The organism is Bacillus litorisediminis, assembly GCF_022808645.1.
Lineage (GTDB): Bacteria > Bacillota > Bacilli > Bacillales > JC228 > Bacillus_BF > Bacillus_BF litorisediminis.
On sequence record NZ_JAKZKT010000017.1, the window covers coordinates 69976 to 89200 of the forward strand.

19 protein-coding genes and 1 pseudogene are annotated in these 19225 nt (G+C 37.9%); 10 read left to right on the forward strand and 10 right to left on the reverse strand.

Annotation, left to right across the window (positions count from 1 at the left end):
* Window positions 1–127 precede the first annotated feature (127 nt).
* From MLE14_RS10745 to MLE14_RS10765, 5 genes are all read left to right on the forward strand, one after another.
* Window positions 128–904, forward strand: coding sequence for a helix-turn-helix domain-containing protein (locus tag MLE14_RS10745; RefSeq protein WP_243298371.1), 777 nt, complete (start codon window positions 128–130; stop codon window positions 902–904).
* Between the two features lie 68 nt (window positions 905–972).
* The gene (locus MLE14_RS10750; protein WP_243298372.1) at window positions 973–1887 is read left to right on the forward strand and encodes a DUF899 family protein; all 915 of its coding nucleotides are present in this window, start codon (window positions 973–975) and stop codon (window positions 1885–1887) included.
* Between the two features lie 48 nt (window positions 1888–1935).
* Window positions 1936–2292: a VOC family protein gene (locus MLE14_RS10755; protein ID WP_243298373.1), complete on the forward strand. Its 357-nt coding sequence runs from the start codon at window positions 1936–1938 to the stop codon at window positions 2290–2292.
* Between the two features lie 61 nt (window positions 2293–2353).
* The gene (locus MLE14_RS10760) at window positions 2354–2710 is read left to right on the forward strand and encodes a VOC family protein (RefSeq protein ID WP_243298374.1); all 357 of its coding nucleotides are present in this window, start codon (window positions 2354–2356) and stop codon (window positions 2708–2710) included.
* Window positions 2711–2927: 217 nt separating this feature from the next.
* Window positions 2928–3113 carry a hypothetical protein gene (locus MLE14_RS10765; protein WP_243298375.1) on the forward strand — a complete coding sequence of 62 codons (186 nt, stop codon included), beginning with the start codon at window positions 2928–2930 and terminating at the stop codon, window positions 3111–3113.
* Window positions 3114–3286: 173 nt separating this feature from the next.
* Here MLE14_RS10765 and MLE14_RS10770 read toward each other — a convergent pair whose 3' ends face one another.
* The 6 genes from MLE14_RS10770 to MLE14_RS10795 form a co-directional block, all read right to left on the reverse strand.
* Window positions 3287–4120 (reverse strand): M55 family metallopeptidase, encoded by an 834-nt coding sequence (locus tag MLE14_RS10770; protein ID WP_243298376.1) that lies wholly within the window; start codon window positions 4118–4120, stop codon window positions 3287–3289.
* A gap of 389 nt (window positions 4121–4509) precedes the next feature.
* The gene (locus tag MLE14_RS10775) at window positions 4510–4803 is read right to left on the reverse strand and encodes a hypothetical protein (protein ID WP_243298377.1); all 294 of its coding nucleotides are present in this window, start codon (window positions 4801–4803) and stop codon (window positions 4510–4512) included.
* 61 nt (window positions 4804–4864) lie between these two features.
* The gene (locus tag MLE14_RS10780) at window positions 4865–5191 is read right to left on the reverse strand and encodes a hypothetical protein (protein ID WP_243298378.1); all 327 of its coding nucleotides are present in this window, start codon (window positions 5189–5191) and stop codon (window positions 4865–4867) included.
* Window positions 5192–5372: 181 nt separating this feature from the next.
* On the reverse strand, window positions 5373–5771 hold the full coding sequence (locus tag MLE14_RS10785; RefSeq protein WP_243298379.1) for a VOC family protein: 399 nt from the start codon (window positions 5769–5771) through the stop codon (window positions 5373–5375).
* A gap of 137 nt (window positions 5772–5908) precedes the next feature.
* Entirely contained in the window at window positions 5909–9310 is a 3402-nt protein-coding gene (locus tag MLE14_RS10790; protein ID WP_243298380.1) for a phosphodiester glycosidase family protein, read from the reverse strand.
* A 329-nt stretch (window positions 9311–9639) separates the two neighbouring features.
* Window positions 9640–10641, reverse strand: a complete 1002-nt coding sequence (locus MLE14_RS10795) for an NAD-dependent epimerase (protein ID WP_243298381.1) — start codon at window positions 10639–10641, stop codon at window positions 9640–9642.
* Window positions 10642–10915: 274 nt separating this feature from the next.
* Between MLE14_RS10795 and MLE14_RS10800 the strand changes: the two genes are divergently transcribed.
* Genes MLE14_RS10800 through MLE14_RS10815 form a run of 4 tightly spaced genes read left to right on the forward strand, consistent with a single transcriptional unit; the run spans window position 10916 to window position 14411 of the window.
* Window positions 10916–12088 (forward strand): glycosyltransferase family 4 protein, encoded by a 1173-nt coding sequence (locus MLE14_RS10800; RefSeq protein WP_243298382.1) that lies wholly within the window; start codon window positions 10916–10918, stop codon window positions 12086–12088.
* Window positions 12089–12098: 10 nt separating this feature from the next.
* Complete coding sequence (locus tag MLE14_RS10805) at window positions 12099–13151, forward strand: CotS family spore coat protein (protein WP_243298383.1); 1053 nt, start codon at window positions 12099–12101, stop codon at window positions 13149–13151.
* A complete protein-coding gene (locus MLE14_RS10810; RefSeq protein WP_243298384.1) occupies window positions 13141–14154 on the forward strand; it encodes a CotS family spore coat protein in 1014 nt (337 codons plus the stop codon). Before MLE14_RS10805 ends, MLE14_RS10810 begins: the two co-directional genes overlap by 11 nt.
* A 14-nt stretch (window positions 14155–14168) precedes the next feature.
* Complete coding sequence (locus MLE14_RS10815) at window positions 14169–14411, forward strand: hypothetical protein (protein ID WP_243298385.1); 243 nt, start codon at window positions 14169–14171, stop codon at window positions 14409–14411.
* A 160-nt stretch (window positions 14412–14571) separates the two neighbouring features.
* Here MLE14_RS10815 and MLE14_RS10820 read toward each other — a convergent pair whose 3' ends face one another.
* The 4 genes and pseudogenes from MLE14_RS10820 to MLE14_RS10835 form a co-directional block, all read right to left on the reverse strand.
* Window positions 14572–14886: a hypothetical protein gene (locus MLE14_RS10820; protein ID WP_243298386.1), complete on the reverse strand. Its 315-nt coding sequence runs from the start codon at window positions 14884–14886 to the stop codon at window positions 14572–14574.
* Between the two features lie 127 nt (window positions 14887–15013).
* Window positions 15014–15382: a CBO0543 family protein gene (locus MLE14_RS10825; RefSeq protein WP_243298387.1), complete on the reverse strand. Its 369-nt coding sequence runs from the start codon at window positions 15380–15382 to the stop codon at window positions 15014–15016.
* Between the two features lie 525 nt (window positions 15383–15907).
* Complete coding sequence (locus tag MLE14_RS10830) at window positions 15908–17074, reverse strand: MFS transporter (RefSeq protein ID WP_243298388.1); 1167 nt, start codon at window positions 17072–17074, stop codon at window positions 15908–15910.
* Between the two features lie 379 nt (window positions 17075–17453).
* A pseudogene (locus MLE14_RS10835) lies at window positions 17454–18252 on the reverse strand (aminoglycoside phosphotransferase family protein); the annotation flags it as partial.
* A 454-nt stretch (window positions 18253–18706) separates the two neighbouring features.
* On the opposite strand from MLE14_RS10835, the gene MLE14_RS10840 reads away from it, so the two are divergent.
* Window positions 18707–18970, forward strand: a complete 264-nt coding sequence (locus MLE14_RS10840; protein ID WP_243298390.1) for a hypothetical protein — start codon at window positions 18707–18709, stop codon at window positions 18968–18970.
* Window positions 18971–19225: the final 255 nt, after the last annotated feature.

A 19225-nucleotide genomic window follows, 5' to 3' on the forward strand; every position in this document is an offset into this window, starting at 1 on the left:
AGAAGATTTTTATATTTTAGAAAAATAACTTTTGTAAACAACAAGCAACTCTATGTTGGAAAGAAAGGGATTTTTACTAGTTTTGTGGAATTGATAGGAAGAATGACATAAACGGGAGGCTCGCAACATGACCGAAAGTGAGCATATGAAAGTCACAAAAAAGGCTATTGACTACATGCATAAGCATTTAGATCAAGAAATAACTACAAAAGACATTGCTTCTTATGTTGGCTATAGTACATACCATTTTATTCGGGTATTTAAAGAGGTTACCGGGATAACACCACGTCATTACTTGTCAGCTCTGCGTATCGAATCAAGCAAGGATCTCCTTTTACATTCATCAGACTCTAATTTAAAAACTCTTCTCTCGATTGGTTTTCGCAGTATTGGATCATTCTCGAGTCGCTTTAAGCAATATGTAGGGATGTCACCTAAATCATTTCGCCAAAAAACAGGTACCTATGTTTCTCACCTTCAGCACTATCAAAATATGGTTAGGCCCCCGTCCGATGATTCTGTTAAGCGAATTCCTTATGTAACTTGTCATATTGAAGCCCCAGTGACATTTAATGGACTAATATTTATTGGCCTTTTCCCGCGCCAGATACCCGACCAGCGTCCCATTGTCGGAACAGCTATTAAACATTCTAGAAAATATTGTGTATTCTCTGAAGTTCCAAGGGGAGAATACTATGTTCTGGCAGCAGGTCTTCCATGGGGACTTCATCCAAAACATTATAATTTTTCCAGGACTTCACTTCGCGGGAAATCAGATAAAATCAGAGTTTCCGATCATTCCAATATAGAAGTAACAATAAAATTGCGGGGACCACTCCCGGTTGATCCGCCAATTTTAATAAATCTTCCTTACCTTTTATTTGAAAAAGACAAAAAGCTATAACAGCAAACTAGGAGAAATTTTTATAGTTCTTTTGAATTAAGATTAGAAAAAAGAAGGGATGAATACGAATGAACACTGTTGAATTAGAACAGCAAATTGAACAGCTTGAAGCTGAAATTCATAGAAAAAAGGTGAAGTTAGCTGAGCTGCGTAAGGCAAAAGCAGAAAAATTGGTACAAAATTACGCATTTTTGACCCCTGATGGGAAAACTGTTTACTTATCAGATTTATTTGGAGATAAAAATGAGTTGTTTGTTATACATAATATGGGAAAAGCTTGTTCCTATTGTACGATGTGGGCAGACGGATTCTCAGGTGTATACCATCACATTGTCCGGAAGGCAGCATTTGTATTGGAGTCACCGGATGAACCAAAAATCTTAGGTGATTTTGCTGCTGAACGCCGCTGGACCTTCCCTGTTGTTTCCTCTAATGGGTTAACCTTCAAGGAAGATGTCGGTTTTGCCAAAGAAAACCAATGCATGCCGGGTGTCTCCGTTTTCCGACGTGATGAAGAGGGAACAATCTATCAAGGAGCATTGGCTCCGTTTGGGCCTGGTGATGATTTTTGTGTAGTTTGGCCTTTATTTGACTTACTTCCTTCGGGTTATGAGGACTATCTTCCAACTAAAGTATTAAATGAACGGGCCCCATACCGCCTGACTCATAATATTGCTGTTCAGGTACGAGATTACGAGAATGCTGTTGCTTTTTATGAAAATATACTGGGAATGGCCCCAGTACATATAATGGAAAATGAGACAAAGCTAAGCCTTGGCGGAACAAACTTTTATATAGAAAAAATAACGGAAGAAACGAAGCCTGGACTAGTTTTCTTTGAATTTTCTGTTCGTGATTACGAAGAAGCAAAAGCGAAATTACTGGAAGCTGGGTGTAAGGTAACGAAAGTATTCCATAATACAAGTGAAATGTTTCAAGACCCTTATGGAATGCAGTTCCATTTATTCCAAGGAACCAAATAACCTAAAAGTCCCACCCACTAAAAATCAATTTATAAAGGAGTTATTTTTATGTTAAATGAAATATGCGTACTGACGATTCGGGTAAAAGATATAGAAGAATCCCTGAAATTTTATACAGAGGTGCTCGGCTTCCGGGTAGGAAAGCATTATGGAGATTCAATCGTAAGCTTGCAGCATAAAACCTTTCCTATCATTCTCGAGAAAGCACCTGATGTTTATCATCCGCCAAAAGGAAATGTTCTCCCTGCTCTGGTTTCAGAGAAATTGGATGAAGAGGTTAAGTACCTTCGCGAAAAAGGGGTTAAAGTATTATTTAATGAACCGAAACCATGTCCGCCTGGCCGCTTTACCGTAATTGAAGATCCGACCGGTAATGAGATTGAAATCCTAGAGTTTTCTAAGTAAGTCTCTCAAACAGTACGGCTTGTGTCCGGTACTGAACTACATCAAGAAGATGGTGATTATGATGACTAATGAAATGACAATTCAAATTCGTGTTCAGGATTTTGCCAGAGGTATAGAGTGGTATAAAACATTGCTTAAGAAAGGACCAGATTTTATCCCTCATGAAGGGTTTGCCGAATGGGAACTTATCCCTAATTGCTGGCTCCAGGTTGCAGAAGGGACACCAGCAACGGGGAGCGGGCCATTGCGATTAGGGGTCAAACATATTGAAACAGAACGAAAACGACTGATGGAAGATCTAGGTGTTGAATACTTAGAAATTCAGTCAAGACCTGAGGTACCTGTCAAATGGGCAACATTTTCAGACCCATGGGGCAATTTAATCGGACTGTTTCAATCTAATACAAATGAAGATTAGTTAGGTGAATAGATTATTTAGACGTATGGGAAACCATACGTCTTTTCATATTGGGGCGTTATTTTAATGAACAGATTTTGTGTCCGCATAAAACTGCCAGAATGACGGGTTTCAAAGTTTTAGGGACATACGTTCCGCTATCTGTGACAAATAGTGGGGTTTTTGAAAGCTATCGGACATTCGTTCCGCTAATCCCAGAAATATCGGGTTTTTTTGGGTGATTTTAGCCATATTACGAATCGTATATCCGATAAGATCAGAAAATCAGGGGGTTTCGGGCGAAATAACGGATCGGATGTCCGTAAAGACAAGCAGGTTGGCGGATGATCCAGCCTTTACGGACATTGGTTCCGCTATAAAGCAAACTTGGCTAGCGCCTAGCGCTTGGCAGGAGATTGCCTAGTTGCACTCGCTCGAAACGCCACGCCTCATGTATCTCTAGACTAGGTCATCCTGGACGTCATTCTTTATTCCTAAAAATTTTAACTGCGTCCAATGTACTTCTTTGCTAAAATGCAGACTTTCTGAAAGTGCTAAATAGAAGCCCGCTTCCTTATGGAAGATGGCCCGTTTTTTCTATCCATAATACTTATCAAAAGCAGAGGCGCCTAGTAGCATGGCTGGATATATTCCCTTCCAGGCCTCCATGACCGTTTCCCCTTTATACGCTATAATTCTTGGAGACTTCATATATGTACCTGGAACAAGGCTCGCTTTTTTACACTCGGCAGTACCCGTCCACTCCACTTCAAATTCGACTGGACCTTCTACTTTGTATGGTTTTATTTCATTCAATCGTTTTACTGCGCGATATGCCTTCTCTTTTATTTCCTTATGTGCTCTTTCAAGTGACAAGCATCTTGCTGCAAACCGATTAATCGAATATTTCACAATGGCTGTTTCAATATCTCCAATCGACTCTTTGGCTTCATCCGCTAAACAATCATCCCCAGAAACCATTAAAACAGGTACATCGTAGTATCCCGCAATTGCACCAAAAAGCTCTAACTCTCCAATTGGTTTTCCATTCATTCTCATCTCATACATTTCGGGGCCAAAATACGATTCATTTCCTACACCATGTGAATGGCCGACTTTAGAGTGAAGACCAATAAAAAATAAACCATCCGCTTGGTCTACCTGATGAACCATACTTAATTCTTTGGTCGAACCTCTGATTATATCAGCGCGCGGATCCAGCTCTTCATATATTAAATTTAAGCTATTCCAATGAGCATCGTTTACTACGACTTCAGTGGCACCTGCCTCAAAAGCGCCTTGAATCGCAACATTTACATCCATAGTCATGAGCTTTCGAAAATGCTCCCACTCCCTTCCTTTGTAATGCATTTCTTCAGAACTGACAACGCCGGAAACTCCTTCGCCGTCAGCACAAATATATATTTTCATTAGCCTACCTCCATTAAAGTTGTATCACCTATTGTACTGTATAATTTCTCCATATTGTGGTGATAATCCTTTTATGAAAATAAAACAGGTTTCCCTAATGAGGTGTTGAAATTGTCAATCAAAAATAATAGGGCGGGAAAAAATACAGCCATTTTATTTGCAGTATCGGTCATTGTGTCATCGCTGTTTTTTCAAGGTCTAAAATTTCTTTCTCTTCCCGTATTTATCTTGATTTTAGCAGTGGTCATCTCAGTTCTGATTGGTATTAAACTATATCTAACGTATTCAATCCGAAAATTTATAGCCGCGAGAGGACGAAAAATAGAGAAATAGTATATGTTAAATGGTGCTAAAAAACAAAGAGTCCCCTAACAACAATGAGGGACTCTTTAATAATTTAACCAAGGTCTGGATTGATGCCTGTTTCTTCTTTCTGCCCGTTCAATTAGTTCATCCAGTTTTCTTACGGCAGAGTTGAATTCCTCGCTCGAGAGCTGTTTTCTCTCATGCATCGATATCAATAAAGCATAAGCGATTGCACGCGTATCTACATTTACATTAACATTGACATCTACATCGGAATTGCCGCTTTGCCTAACAGCTAAATCATTTTTATTCATTATCTGATTCATTTCTTCATCATTATTTACACTAAACCTTGAGTTTCTAATAGGGAATGCCATAGCATCCACTTCCTAATTAAATATTAAAGGAGAGTGGGCTTGTACACCCACCCACCATTTTTTAATCTTCAATTTCCACATCAATATTTTGATTTTGATCTTGTTCTTGTTCTTGATCAGCTTCAGCACGAGTACGAACACGTGCAACTGTTCTTGCATCAACATTCACACGAAGGTCTATATCAGAGTTTCCACTGTCTTGCACTTTAGCGATATTAACATTACGGTTTTTATTGCGGTTTTTGCTTTCATTTTCGTTGTCTAACTCATTGTCAATATCACTATCGAAGTCTAAATCAGCATTAGCTCTTGCACGGCTTTCAGCTTCAGAATCACCGCCGCCATTACCGCCTCCATGTCCTGCAAACCATGGTCGTGATTTTCTCACCATACTTCACCCCTTTCTTTTTAGCTACTTTATCTATATTCATTAGCACAATCCTTGTATGGACAAATTGTCTGATTATTTAGTGGAATTTTCAAAATAATAATAAAAAAGCAGGCCATCATAAGAGCCTGCTTCTCGAATTCTGATTGAAATTTTGTTAAATATTTATTTACTACTATTTTTAATAAACCATACTTTCATCATGATAATACTTAAATTCTAATAAATTATTGGATGGATCAATTAAGAAGAAGGTTAGATGCTCTTCTCTTCTTCCCTCAAATCGTACCATTGGCTCATTAAAAAAAGGAAGATTGTGTCTAATTGCGTACTCTAGCGTATTATCATATTCTTTTTTATCTAAAAATGTAATGCCAAAATGACGCGGATACATTTTTGGTTCTTCATCAATCTCATCCGGACTTAAATGACAAACGATTTGATCACCAAAAAAATTGAAAGTAACTCGATCATCATATCTTCTGGCTAATTGACACCCTAATTTTTCATAAAACACTGCTGTTTCGTCGAGATCCTTGCACGGAATAGCTAAATGAAACACTTTATTTGCATGTCTCATGGGATACCTCCATCTAAATGGGAATTTGCCTTAACCTAATCTATTCAACCCAAGAACGAAAGGTTTTAATGAGATAAGCCCATATTTAAAAAGAAAGAGGAACTATTCAATCAAGAATAGCTCCCCGCCAATGATCATTATTGGATTTGAATTTGCTGTTCTGCTTCTTTGTCGTTCGACATTACTTTAATTGTGATTGATCCTGAAGTTAAAGCGGTTAATTCATTTGTTGCAGTATTCAATACAGCTGCATACTTACCAGATTTTTTCGCTTGTTCCAAGTCAGTCCCTGCTCCAATAAAGACATTTTCACTGCTTTCCCATACCACAGTTGCTGGGTAACTTAGCGGGAAGTCCAAATTCCCAGGCTGATGACCAGTTGCACTAACCATTACAGTCTCACCAGCCTTAATAGTTGCCGGCGCATGTAGTGTTATAGAGTCTAATAGTGGACGGACCTCAGCCTGGATCCAATCTGTGCCGCTGACCCGGCTGTCTCCCGCTCCATTTTCCGGACCATTAGCTTGATCAGGTACTGGTGTCGGATCAATTCCAAATAGTGTCCATGCATAAATCCCGCCATCATCCGCGGCACCATAAGGGGCTTTACCGGCAGCACCCGTTACCATATATGGAACACCCTCAACCCGTTCAACTTGTACGGTATGAGCATGACCGCTAATGTATAAAGCTCCTTTTCCTCCGGACTCTTCCCTGAATTCTGTAAGCCATTTTTCTAGTAGTTCTGCTTCTTTTCTGTCAGATAACTGACTATTTTTTGTAGGTAACGGATCACGAGTAGGGTGATGGCCTACTACCACCACATTGTTAATGGAAGGATCAGATGATGCTTCTTCCAAATTAGATTTTAATTCAACTAATTGTTGAAAATCACTTGTCCGGAAGCTTCCGGTTGCTGAATCTAGCAGGATGAATCTTGTACCTTTATGATCAAAGCTATAACGATTCTCACCAAACACCTCTAAAAAGTTTTCTAGCGAACCTGAACCCGCAATCTCATGATTCCCAGGAATATAATAGATTGGAATCGCATCCCCTACCTCTTCCTCGAGTACCTGTTTGGCAAAGACAAAATCCTCTTCCCAGCCAGTATCCACCAAATCTCCATTAATAATAAGAAAATCAGGTTTTTCAGCTACAATCTGACGAAGTGATTGTCGCGCCATATCAACTTGCGGGCTATTTGGAGCACTTGCTACAAATTGACTATCTGAAAGGACTGCAAATTTCCAGCGGTCCGATTCAATCAACTGATTTTGAAGAACAAGCGGATCCTCCATTCTTTCTTGTTCAGGGATCTCAATCGAAGGCGGAACTTTTATTGTTAATTGGTCAAACACTAATTGACCCGTATATTGCTCATTTCGATTCGTTTCTACCGGATAGATTCGGTATAATTGAACTGGGTAACGAATCCCTTCCGGAAGAGAAGTTTCTACATATCTCCAGCCGGTCCAATCCACTTGGTTGGCTAACGTTAACGTGTAATTTGTATTGGATGCATCCGTTATAACCGCACGCAACCAAGCTCCCTTTCCGTCCCCTTTTACCCAAAGGCCCATCTTTTGCACATCACCAGGCAGTTCTAATCTTGGTGAAGCTTGCAAATAAGCTGCTCTAGTTGCTGTAGTGGTAGTGAAGTCGTAATTAAGCTGAATGCCGTTGCCCTCTCTGCCTTCAACGACCTCCATCGAAGCTCCCACATTTGAAGGATACTTTGTAAAAGTCCAGCCTGATTCGTCTTCAAAATCTGCGATGTTTACGGTAGCCAGACCAATCGTGACAGGAAGATGGAATTCTTTGTCTAAGACCTTAATGGAAATAAGAGTTGAACCTCCATCCTGTTTAGGAATGACTGTAAAACTTCCATCAGTATTTGCTTCAATGTCAATAACAGACTGATTAAACTCAAGATCTACATCCCTTGCTTCGATCGGTGCAGAGTAACCATTTCGATCATATCCGACCACAGAAAAGCTAGCACTTTTGCCAACTTCTAAACCAAGGTAGGATTCAGACGATTCAATTCGGTCTAATTCGCCGAGAACCGTTATCTTCCTCATTCCTTTAGATGATCGGATTTGGGCTTCTGCTACACCTGAACCAGATTTCTTTGCACGAAAGATCCCGTTTGCCTCAAACGTGCCAATATCAGCTGGAATAGCATGCCAAGAAATGTCTCCTGTTTCTGCGGGGTAATAGTTTTCATCGAAACCTAAGCCCAAAAAAGTTCTGCTTAATCCTGGAAATACACGGTTGCTATAAGTATCCTTTGAGGCAGTTTCGACAGTAAAACCTTTTAGTTCACCGCTGCCAGGTTCTACAAAAATCCCAATTCCATTTGGTACAGAACGCTCAGAGCCATCAGAAGGATTATTTACTACTTCCGCATTCTCATAACCTGGCATTCTCGCGACCATTGTTGAGGATCCCCCGCCATCAATATTTAATGCTTGATAAGCACCAAATTCCTTCATTAATTCTGCTATTTCCTTAATAGTCATTCCTCTGCTATCCGTTTGTCTGCCGTCTACTAAAGCAATAATCATCGTTTGTCCATCTTCTGTGAAGCCAACCGCTGATCTTGGGGCTGTTGTGCTGTCATCCAAATTTGCTGGAACTTCCCCGTTTTCTACTAGTTTAATATTACCTCCGATAGCAAATTTCATAAGCGAATCACTATCCACTTTTGGTGCATATTCAACTGTAACATCATCGCCTATTGATAATTCCTTTAACACACTAGCCCCCTGATCACGTCCGATGAGCACATATGTATTGTCCGGAATAGGACCGCTGCCAACTTGATCAGAAACAGCTACAACTTTATTGTTTTGAATAGTTACTTCATATACAGGGCTTCCGCCAGTTGGTCTTTGTGCCTGCCCCCATACAGAAGTATAAAGTCCAATTCCATTAGCTGGAATACTGGATTGATTCAGAGCAGCCAAAGGAAACTCACCTGTTGGTAAAGCAACTTTCCCCTCTAAGAAAATGTTTGTAATTTGACCTAACCCCTGCTCATTGACACCAGCTGTCAGCGTATGTGATCCTTGAGGTCCCTTAAGCAGAGTTCCATTCTGAATCATCGTTCCAAGCGGGGCTTTCGTATTATTAATGTCAAAAAAGTCACCATTTACACCGGCAACAGCACCGGATAAATGAGCCATTTCAGATAGCGGTCTGGCTGACGTGATGACACCCGGGAATAATAAATCGGCCGATACCTGGTTATTAGACAATTGAACAGTAAGAACCTCACCATTAAGCCAGCCGCGGGCATCAAATCGTTCAAAAGTTGTTAAATCAATTCCAGGACCGATTGTTTTTGTATCATGATTGGAAATGAGAGTTGGCCCAGCCGGTCCAACGGTAACGATTGGTTCTGTGCGATCTGAGGATGATGAACGTGCATCAGACACTGGATTTCCAGTTGTTTCAGCATACACACTTGAGAAAAAGGATGTCATAGTCATGACAAAAACTAATAAAATCAGTAACCACCTTTGTCGTTTCATTACATGTTCCTCCCCTAATATATTTAATAATAGATAAAAGAGCCTATTTCCTCCCTTCCTGCAGTTCATTATTTTTAAATCCTAGCAAAGGAATGTAAATATTCGTTGAATTTTCCTTAAATTTTCCTGTTGTTTTAATCTTAAAGAAACTAGTCTTCATTTTTAATAGGCAAATTTGAGGATTATAATAGACTACTATCCTAGGGAAACCTTGTCGAATTATAGTAAAAAAGAGGAATATATAGGATATAATCCCTATATTCCTCTTAGTATGTTTGTGCCAATTCTGAAACCTAGGTCTTTAGTTGTTTTTCGTTATCGCGTATTACTTATTGATGATAAAACTCCCTATACCAGTCAATGAATTTTCCGATTCCTTCTTCTATACTTGTCTTTGGCTTAAAGCCAACATCATTCATCAAATCCTCAACATCTGCATACGTGACAGAAACATCCCCAGCTTGCATAGGCAAAAACTCCTTCTTTGCCCTAATCCCAATCTTCTCTTCAATTACAGAAATAAACTTCAATAACTCTACCGGCTGATGGTTCCCAATATTATAGATTTTATAGGGCGCCTGACTTACTAGAGCAGATGATTGGATAGGGATTGGTTTTTTGTCAAGTAAACGAATGATTCCTTCTACAATATCATCAATGTAGGTGAAGTCGCGCTTCATGTTCCCATAGTTATATATTTGAATGGGCTCCCCATTCAAAATAGCTTTTGTAAATTTAAAATAGGACATATCTGGTCTTCCCAAAGGACCATAAACTGTAAAGAACCGAAGTCCTGTTGTCGGCAGATTGTATAAATGACTATACGTGTGTGCCATTAATTCATTGGCCCGCTTGGTAGCGGCATATAAACTGACTGGATGATCAACTCGATCCTCTGTCGAAAATGGTATTTTTTTATTAGCTCCATAAACGGAACTGGAGGAAGCAAAAAGGAGATGGTCAATTTCGTGTTGCCTGCAGCATTCAAGGATGTTCATAAATCCAACCACGTTTGAGTCGATATAGGCATGCGGATTTTCCAGGCTGTAACGGACACCTGCCTGCGCAGCTAAATGAACTACAATATCGATTTTAGCTTTAGAAAACACCTTTTCCATAGCTTCCCGGTCCTCAATTGACATCCGCTCAAATAAAAAATGATCATGTTCCCTCAGTCTATTTAATCGTGCTTCTTTTAACCGAACATCATAGTAGTTGTTCATTTGGTCAATTCCAATGATGAAATAGTCTTCTAACAGTAACCGTTGTGCCAAATGATACCCGATAAAACCTGCACAACCCGTTATCAGAATGGTTTTGGGTCGGGACATTTTGAATCCCCCTTTTTATTGTTCACTATTTTAATGTATGAACAAGCACTTTTCTTGGTTCCTTTTTACCTGCTTTTATAACCTGCCTTTCTTCTACTCATTCTCTTCCATATTATAAATGACCTGCTATCAAACATCATTTTTCTACCTGATTCCAAAAAATTAGACAAGTTCATCAGTAGATTTGCCGTGTCTGTAATGAAAGACTTTCATATTTTAGTAATAAGTCAAGGCGGGCCATATTCCTTTTGACTTAAACCAACGGTAAAGGAGGGTGAATCCTATTAAAATAGCGTTTATTTGTACTAGTATGTTCACCGTCCCTCCTATACGAGGAGGAGCCATTCAAGTATTAATTGATGGAGTTACACCCCATTTAAACAAAAAGCATGATTTAACCATCTATTGTATTACAGACCCAGAGCTTCCGGATCACGAAATCATAGATGGTGTGGAGTATGTCCGCGTACCTCGTGAGAATTACGAATACAATGTCGCCATGAAGCTCGCTGAAATGACAGCCAACAAAGAATTTTACGATGTCATTCATGTATTTAACCGTCCACGCCATTTGCTTTTATATAAGTCTGCGATGCCAGAAAGCCGCTTTGTCATTAGTCTCCATAATGAAATGTTTAAAGAAAAGAAAATCTCACTTGAAATGGGTAGATTGGTTATTTCAGCAGTCGATAAGATCATGACAATTAGTGAGTATATCGGAACAACTATTTGTGACCGTTTTCCATCAGCTAAGCGAAAAATTAAAGCCGTATACTCGGGCATCAATTTAGACCATTATAAACCGGTTTGGGACTCTGAAGCACAAGAAACTAGACAAGCCTTGCGTCAAAAATACGGTGTAGAAGATAAGAAAGTAGTCTTATTTGTTGGGCGGTTAAGTGCAGTAAAAGGGCCAGATATTCTCATTAAAGCTATGCAGCAGGTTATAAAGAAACACCCAGAGGCTGTCTTAGTCATTGTCGGAAGCAAATGGTTTAGTGATGACCGAATCGATGAATATGGAATGAACTTGAGAGAACTGGCGCAATCCCTGGGTGACAAGGTTATATTTACTGGCTTTATCCCTCCAAGCGAAATTCCCAAGCATTTCTTGCTCGGTGATATATTTATCTGCAGCTCGCAATGGCAGGAACCTCTTGCTAGGGTTCATTATGAAGCGATGGGAGCGGGACTTCCCATTATCACAACCAATCGAGGCGGAAATGCAGAAATTATTAAACACCTTAAAAATGGCATTGTGATTGATGATTATGCAAATCCGGAAGCGTTTACGGATGCTATTTCGTTTCTATTAAGTAACGAAGAAGCAGCTAAATCTTTAGCAAGATCTGGACGTGCATTAGTAGAAGCCAATTTCGGATTTGAACATGTCGCCAAACGGTTAGAAAAACTGTATCTAGCATCAATGAGAAAAGTCAAAGAATAGGAGGGATCCAATGGATACTGTATTTTCTGATGTAGTAAAAGCCGTTATTTCTCAATATCCATTAAAAGTGGAAACGATTTATTTATTATCCTATAAAGGCAAAAAAGCCGTCTGGTCAATCGCTACAGAAGATCAAGGCGAAGTTATTATGAAAAAGCTCCCAATGCAAGAAAATGATATTAAATTTATGATTCATGCGATTGATTATTTACGCGACCGGGGCATTCATACTCCCGGTGTTTATAAAACTCTTTCAGGAGAAGGCTACGTCGTTCACGATGGTGAATATTTTGTCGTTTTTGAATCTGTTTACGGAAGAAATCCAGAATATGAAATAGAAGAAGATATGCGGATGATTATGAGAGGCATGGCCTCATTCCACAAAGCTTCAAAAGGAATTGAATCCCCAACGGGAGAATTTCCTTCCTTTCTATTAACAGAATGGAAGGATGAAATGGAACGCAGATATCAAAGATTAGTAAATTGGAAAGAAGAAAAGACAAAGCTAGCAGAAAAAAATGCGATTGATAAATTATTTTTAAAATATGTCGATACCTTTTTGGCACAAGCTGAAAAAGCTCTAACCATGCTAGATAATCCGTATTATGAGAAATGGGTCGAAGAAACAAAAATCAATAAAACATTATGCCACCAAGATTATGCTTCCGGAAATCTAGTTATTGGCAGTGACAATAACCTCTATGTATTTGATATGGATTCCTTAACTGTGGAACTGCCAATTCGGGATATTAGAAAAATTTTAAATAAAGTTATGAAAAAGCAAACAGCTTGGGACTTAGAAAAATTCAAAAGGATGATGAAGTATTATCAAGAAGTGAATCCATTAACAATTGAGCAATATCAAATCTTAGCAGCCGACCTCCAATTTCCTCATCTATTTTATGGACAAGTATCCAAATATTATGAAGGCAGAGATGCAAAGTGGCCATTAAGAAAACACTTTGAGCGAATTAAAGAAATGACGGCTACTGAAATAAGCAAAGACGCGGTATTGCAAAGCTTTTTACTTCAGCTGGATGAGGTGGTTTCCCATGGAGCTTAATGTTGATCTTGAATTAGGAAGACAGTTTATGGCTGAAAACTATCCAGATTTAAATGTTATCGAATTGGAGGTCCTGCAAGGCGGAGGAATCAAAACCGTATGGAAAGTCGTAACCGATGAAGGAACTTTTTGTTTAAAACGAATCAGGAAACCGCTCCCTGTTGTAGAATCTACTACAGCTGCTCAAGTTTATCTCGCTAACAAAGGGGCACTTGTTGCAGACATTATTCCAACAAAAGAGGGAAACCGCTATTTTGTCCATGAAGGCTATGCTGTAGTTCTATATAGCTGGATTGACGGTACAGACTTAGAAATGGAAGAAAATAAAGATCATCTGTTAACCGGACTTAAAGGCTTAGCTCAATTTCACAAGGATTCTGTCGGATTTGTTCCGCCGGAGGGCTCTAATTTTTACAATCGAATGGGAGTATGGCCAGAGCATTATGAAGGAATGCTTCAGGAATTTAAACAATGGAAAGAGGCTGCTAAAACAGAAGATACTTCCTTCAACCGTGTTTACTTGAAAATAGCAGATAACATTATCTATATGGCAGAAAAAGCACTTGAACTATTAAATAATTCCTGTTATTCCAAATGGGTTGAAGAAATCGGTGAACAAGGATTCTTAGCCCATCAGGATTATGGAAAAGGAAACGCTCTCGCAACTGAAAAGGGTGTTTATGTCTTAGACCTTGATAACTTAGCCTATGATATTCCAATAAGAGATATTAGAAAGCTGCTATTTAAAAGAATGAAAGAACTAGGCACTTGGGATTTCGAGGAGCTCAAAGAATTGATTCAAGCATACACCTCTGTCAATCCACTAACAGAAGAACAAATCCAGCTGATTTACATTGACATGCTTTTCCCGGACAAGTTTTATGGATACGTGAAAAAGCCATTTAGGATGGGAGAAACCGGTGACGCTCAAAAGCTCATAAAAACGTACAAGCTGGAGGCAAATAAAATGCCGATCTTAAAGCAAATTTTAAAACTAGGTTAAGGAGCTGAAAAAATATGAAACTTGAGGAAGAATTTGTTGGCAGAAAAGAGCAATATATCGAATTATTAAAAAGGGTTGTGAGTGAATTAGAGTCAGACGCTTTACATGTAAGAGGTCAGAAGGTCACATTTCCCGATGAGGATATGGAATATAAATTGGCCCATAAATCAGAATTCGGGGCAAATAAGCTTACCATCGCAATTGAATGGGTAGATGAGGAAGCACTTGACGACTTAGATTTAGATTTAAATATTTAGTGAATAAAGAAAAAGCCTTGGAACTTTACTAGTTCTAAGGCTTTTTAAGTATAATCCCGAGCTGGGCTCGAAACCAGCAACCCCCACCCTGTCAAGGTGAGCAACGCAGGATGAGACAGTGTGATTAACATAGAAAAAACCTTGTAGAACCAAGGATTCTTCACGTTTGCTTACAGTTTAAATATGAATAATCAGTACCACAAAATGCAATATCCTCAAATAAGTTTGTAGGTTGTATTTCTAAAGGGGTTATATCAACTGTATATACTTTGTCACCTACTCTTACTTCGGCTTTTTCAGTCGATAATTTTGTTTTTACGTTTTTATTGATTATTCCCAAAGGATTATCTACAAGCGCTTCAATCAATCCATTAGTATATCTATAAACATAAACTTCTTCTAAAACACTTGTTCCGTAACCCTTATTCAGAATTATGATTAACTCTTTCTTATTATCTCGGTTAACCCTATACACTTCAGAGAACCTAAATAAGAGGTTTTGTAGCCTTACTATGGACCAATTTATGACTTATTAAATAAATAATTAGAAAGATAGGGAAGGACCAAATGGAATTCCACCCTGGGTATTCGTAAAATCCTAGTCATAAAAATAAGGGTTCAGCTAGGAATGCTGTCATAGCTGCAAAAATTAAACCTTTAATAATTGGACTAACCTTCGGCTTAACCTGTAGAAAAAACATAATCGTAACTAGCATAAGTGAGAAATCCCATGCAATATAATCTGGCATAAGTGGAACCAGTTTATTATAGTATTTCCATAAGCCCAATGTTACCCCGATGTAGTCTAACCATGAAGATACCAGCATTGCCCAAAGCCCACCTAATAGCAGACGAGTTTGGCTATCCTTATCTCTAAATATAAACCATACTATCCACGGAACCACCGTTAAAAATAAACTTGTAAACCAGCCAAAAGAAAGCACAATATGATCCGCCCATATTTGACTCAACCTTGTATGGGCATCGTCAAGCGTTTTGTATTGTTGGTCAATTAATTCTCATATATCTGAAGGAACTTTCATTACAACAACCTCCTTTCCCTTATTATTTCCACCTTTTAATTACATACTTGTCATATTTGGATTTTCACCTAATTTATACAGTTAGTTAATAGGTACCGAAACCTATGAATTAAAAAAAGAGACGAATTTAATATTTGTCTCTTTTTTTAATTCCCTTATTTAACCAAAATGCCATTTAGTCGAATACAAAAAGCTACCCATATAGTAGCTCGATCTTTAACTCCTGCACCCTTTACTTCAATAACAAATCTGTGCTTTTCATACATAGTCTTAATTCTTTAGCTGACTTTAATAATATTTTTTCGAACTGATTCAATGGTTTTATATTTTTAAAGAAATCATTATTTTCACTAATTTTTTTGCTTATACGTTTGAATATTCTTCTACTACTCTTTTGTATAAACAAATCAGCCCCGTTAACTCAACTTCAACAAAAAGACTTCATTCTGAGGTTCATGTATCTGAAAAAACTGATTCTTTTTTTGTTTCTTGGACTTTTTGGGTACTAAGGATAAAACTAATGATTGCTGCCATGCTACAAACATACGGAAGGAAAGGGTATCCCCAATTAGAGATGACAAGACCACCAATCATTGAACCAATCGTAATACCAATATACAAAGCCGTATTATTCCACGCCATAACAATTCCCCGTTCGTTTGAATATTCGACCGCTAATCTTGCTTGGTATGATGTAAATCCTGCATACCCAACCAAAGCCCATATGAACAAGAAGAAATAAATCCAATCACCAGATGAGAAGAATATACCTAAACAAACGAAAATTAGAGTCAAGAAAATGAGCGTAACTTTTGAAATCTTCCTTTCTCCAAATCTATCTGTGAATTGTCCACTTATAAGACTTCCTAAAACAGCACCGATACCATAAAAAGTAATAGCTAATGCGATTTCTGATGATGAGAATCTATTTTCAGAATAAAGAGCCGCACCTAAGTAAACATAAAGAGCATACATGGAAATCGCCCAAATGGTTGTAACACTTACCGAGCCAAGTATTCTTAGCAGATTTCCTTCTAATAGATTCCTTGTTAAATCACTTTTAGGAACATATTTCCATGTTTTGAAATTTACTACCGCCAATATAGCTCCTATAATAGCCATTACAACAAATACTGAACGCCAGCCAAGAAAATGCTCTAGTAACGTACCGAATGGCGCTCCTGCCCAAAGAGCTGTTAAATGCCCTGAAACAACAATCGAAAGCCATGTTCCTCTCCGATTGGGTGGCGCAGTATCTCCAATGATTGCGTATATCAAAGGAGTAATTGAAGCAACGGATAAACCAGCTAAAATACGACTAACAATTAACAAAAAAAAGGAAGGAGCAAACGCAGTTAATATGTTAGAAATAACGAACAACAATAAGCCAAATGTAATAAATGCTCTCCGCCCATTTTTATCTGAAAGCCACCCAAAGAAAGGAGCGAAAAAAGCATATGTGACCGCAAAAACAGTTACCATCCATCCAGTCATCGCTGAACTAACATTATAGGCTTCCGAAATGAACGGTAGTAATGGAGACACTACAAATAAGTCAATACCCATTAGAAACAAAGTTATCCAACCAACACTTAAATTTACTCTTCCACTCAACTCCATTACATCCCCCATTTATAATGATTATTACATGTATATTTTTTAGAGCTATAAAAAGGACCTCTTGTTCAAGTGAAATGTGTAGGGGCATATCAAAAAGACGCCTTCTTACTAAAGAAAAGCGCCTATTGTTGAGGATCTAAAAAGGAATATATAGTTTTTACTAAATCCATCTACAAATATTTTACTTCAATTCCGATAATTCTCTTTTATTAAAAACACTGTTACTGTTTTAGAATTTTTCAGATTCCATTTACTATATTACTCCTTTTTAATGAACTCTCGAATAGTCCCTGTTTAAATTCAATTTATTCATTCAAAAGAATATCTATAACTTTCTTGGCTTGTTTAACAGCTTCTGACTCCTTAGAATCCCATACGCAGGTAGTAAGTGCCTTCCATAGAGCCCAGCCCCTGGCTCTGTCTTCTGTATCTTTATCTAGTCGAATTGAATTCAAAAAAATGTCTCTGCTTTTATCATCAAAAAATGTCCAAGCCATGGCAAGATCTGCGGCAGGGTCCCCTACTGCCATAACTCCAAAGTCAATAACTGCTGATAATCTACCATTAGTTACAAGAAGATTGCCGGGAGCAACATCACCGTGTATCCACACAGGTTCTTTCTTCCACTCAGTAGAGATTGCCCTATTCCATATTTTAAGACACTTTTCCCTATCTACTAAATGGCCTAGGGTATCAAGAGCAGATAAAGTCCATTCATTAAATTTAAATTCGGTTAACGGGCACCCTCTATAATAATTATGAATACCTCCATAAGGACCTTCACTCGCGTCGATAGACTGTAACTCTACTAAAAATTCTCCTAAGTCTTTTGCAAATTGATTCATATCAACAATATTTTCGTGGGTCACTGTCTCGCCCTCTATCCATTTGTAAATGGACCAAGGGTATGGATAATCCTTATTCGGTTTTCCTTTAGCAAGTGGTTTAGAAATTGGCAGGGAAAGATGCTTAGATAACACCGGCAGCCATTTATGTTCTTTCTCAACTTGAGAAACATATCCTTCCGCACTTGGTAATCTTACACTCATATTTTCACCTAAATGAAAAGTTCTGTTGTCGTGTCCGCCGTTTTTAACTGGTTTTATTTCTAAAATGGACCATTCTGGAAATTGTTCTTTTATTAAACTTTGAACTAAATCAACGTTAATATTCATCATGTTCTTTGATTTCCCCTTTGAACGGTTTGGAATTAAATCATCTTTTTTTTAAAAGTTTCAGTAGGAGTTACTTCTAACTTTTCCGTTACGTCATCTAATGGAAAACTCATCTCCGTATAGACTGAAGTAAACCATTACTTGATTTTTGTCCAAGTTAAATTTCCTCCTCAAAATTTTTAAAATTTTCTGTTTTTATTATATCATACTTCTTCCATTTACCAGCTCCGTTAACACAATAAAGCCAGTCACCCAATAATAGCAACTGGCTTTAAGGAATGAGACTTATAAACTTAATTTTGGTACATTTATAAAAATGAATAGTTTTAATATAACCAAAAAAAGATGCTTGAAATTGCACGATCAATGACGATTTATAATTGAATAAAACAACCCTGTTTTATGATTTATAGAAAGATAAATTTCGTATCTTATGTATTAAGAAAGGATATCCCAAATGAAAATCACGATAAGTATTAGTTTAAACATCGAAGAAACTAGGATTGGGAATGCTGATTCCTTTCCTGTAAACCGTTGGAATTTTAAAAAAGATCCTGATTGGGAAGCAGCGATTATTGCTTATCAGAAGATTGAAAAGATCAAATATGAAACAGGGTATCGTAAAACTGAGATTTTGAAGGTCACTTATAGCGAGGATAATGATATTACGGAGCTTGTAAAAAAGGTAAGACCTATAATTAAGGATGATTTACCACTCTAAAGCCCCTCTCGATAAGAGAAGGGCAATTATTTTTTGATATTTTATGTAGACAAGTTAAAGCGTATATAACCATAAATATGGACGTAATCTAACTCAAATAACACTTTTGGATTAATAACTTCGTTAGCTGTATTTTGCAATAAAAAAGTGCAGAAAAATGCAATGAAAAATGCAGAGTTTTGCCACCCAATTTAAACCTATTTAATGGGATTTTGATAAAGCGTTAGTAAGTCTATAGCTTTCACCTGAAAATGT

Excerpts from the sequence above, each read along its gene's own strand:
- MLE14_RS10770 (WP_243298376.1), bottom strand. The coding sequence starts at position 4,120 with ATGAAAATATATATTTGTGCTGACGGCGAAGGAGTTTCCGGCGTTGTC.
- MLE14_RS10840 (WP_243298390.1), top strand. The coding sequence starts at position 18,707 with ATGAAAATCACGATAAGTATTAGTTTAAACATCGAAGAAACTAGGATT.
- MLE14_RS10755 (WP_243298373.1), top strand. The coding sequence starts at position 1,936 with ATGTTAAATGAAATATGCGTACTGACGATTCGGGTAAAAGATATAGAA.
- MLE14_RS10815 (WP_243298385.1), top strand. The coding sequence starts at position 14,169 with ATGAAACTTGAGGAAGAATTTGTTGGCAGAAAAGAGCAATATATCGAA.
- MLE14_RS10775 (WP_243298377.1), bottom strand. The coding sequence starts at position 4,803 with ATGGCATTCCCTATTAGAAACTCAAGGTTTAGTGTAAATAATGATGAA.
- MLE14_RS10795 (WP_243298381.1), bottom strand. The coding sequence starts at position 10,641 with ATGTCCCGACCCAAAACCATTCTGATAACGGGTTGTGCAGGTTTTATC.
- MLE14_RS10790 (WP_243298380.1), bottom strand. The coding sequence starts at position 9,310 with ATGAAACGACAAAGGTGGTTACTGATTTTATTAGTTTTTGTCATGACT.
- MLE14_RS10785 (WP_243298379.1), bottom strand. The coding sequence starts at position 5,771 with ATGAGACATGCAAATAAAGTGTTTCATTTAGCTATTCCGTGCAAGGAT.
- MLE14_RS10805 (WP_243298383.1), top strand. The coding sequence starts at position 12,099 with ATGGATACTGTATTTTCTGATGTAGTAAAAGCCGTTATTTCTCAATAT.
- MLE14_RS10760 (WP_243298374.1), top strand. The coding sequence starts at position 2,354 with ATGACTAATGAAATGACAATTCAAATTCGTGTTCAGGATTTTGCCAGA.
- MLE14_RS10830 (WP_243298388.1), bottom strand. The coding sequence starts at position 17,074 with ATGGAGTTGAGTGGAAGAGTAAATTTAAGTGTTGGTTGGATAACTTTG.
- MLE14_RS10750 (WP_243298372.1), top strand. The coding sequence starts at position 973 with ATGAACACTGTTGAATTAGAACAGCAAATTGAACAGCTTGAAGCTGAA.
- MLE14_RS10745 (WP_243298371.1), top strand. The coding sequence starts at position 128 with ATGACCGAAAGTGAGCATATGAAAGTCACAAAAAAGGCTATTGACTAC.
- MLE14_RS10810 (WP_243298384.1), top strand. The coding sequence starts at position 13,141 with ATGGAGCTTAATGTTGATCTTGAATTAGGAAGACAGTTTATGGCTGAA.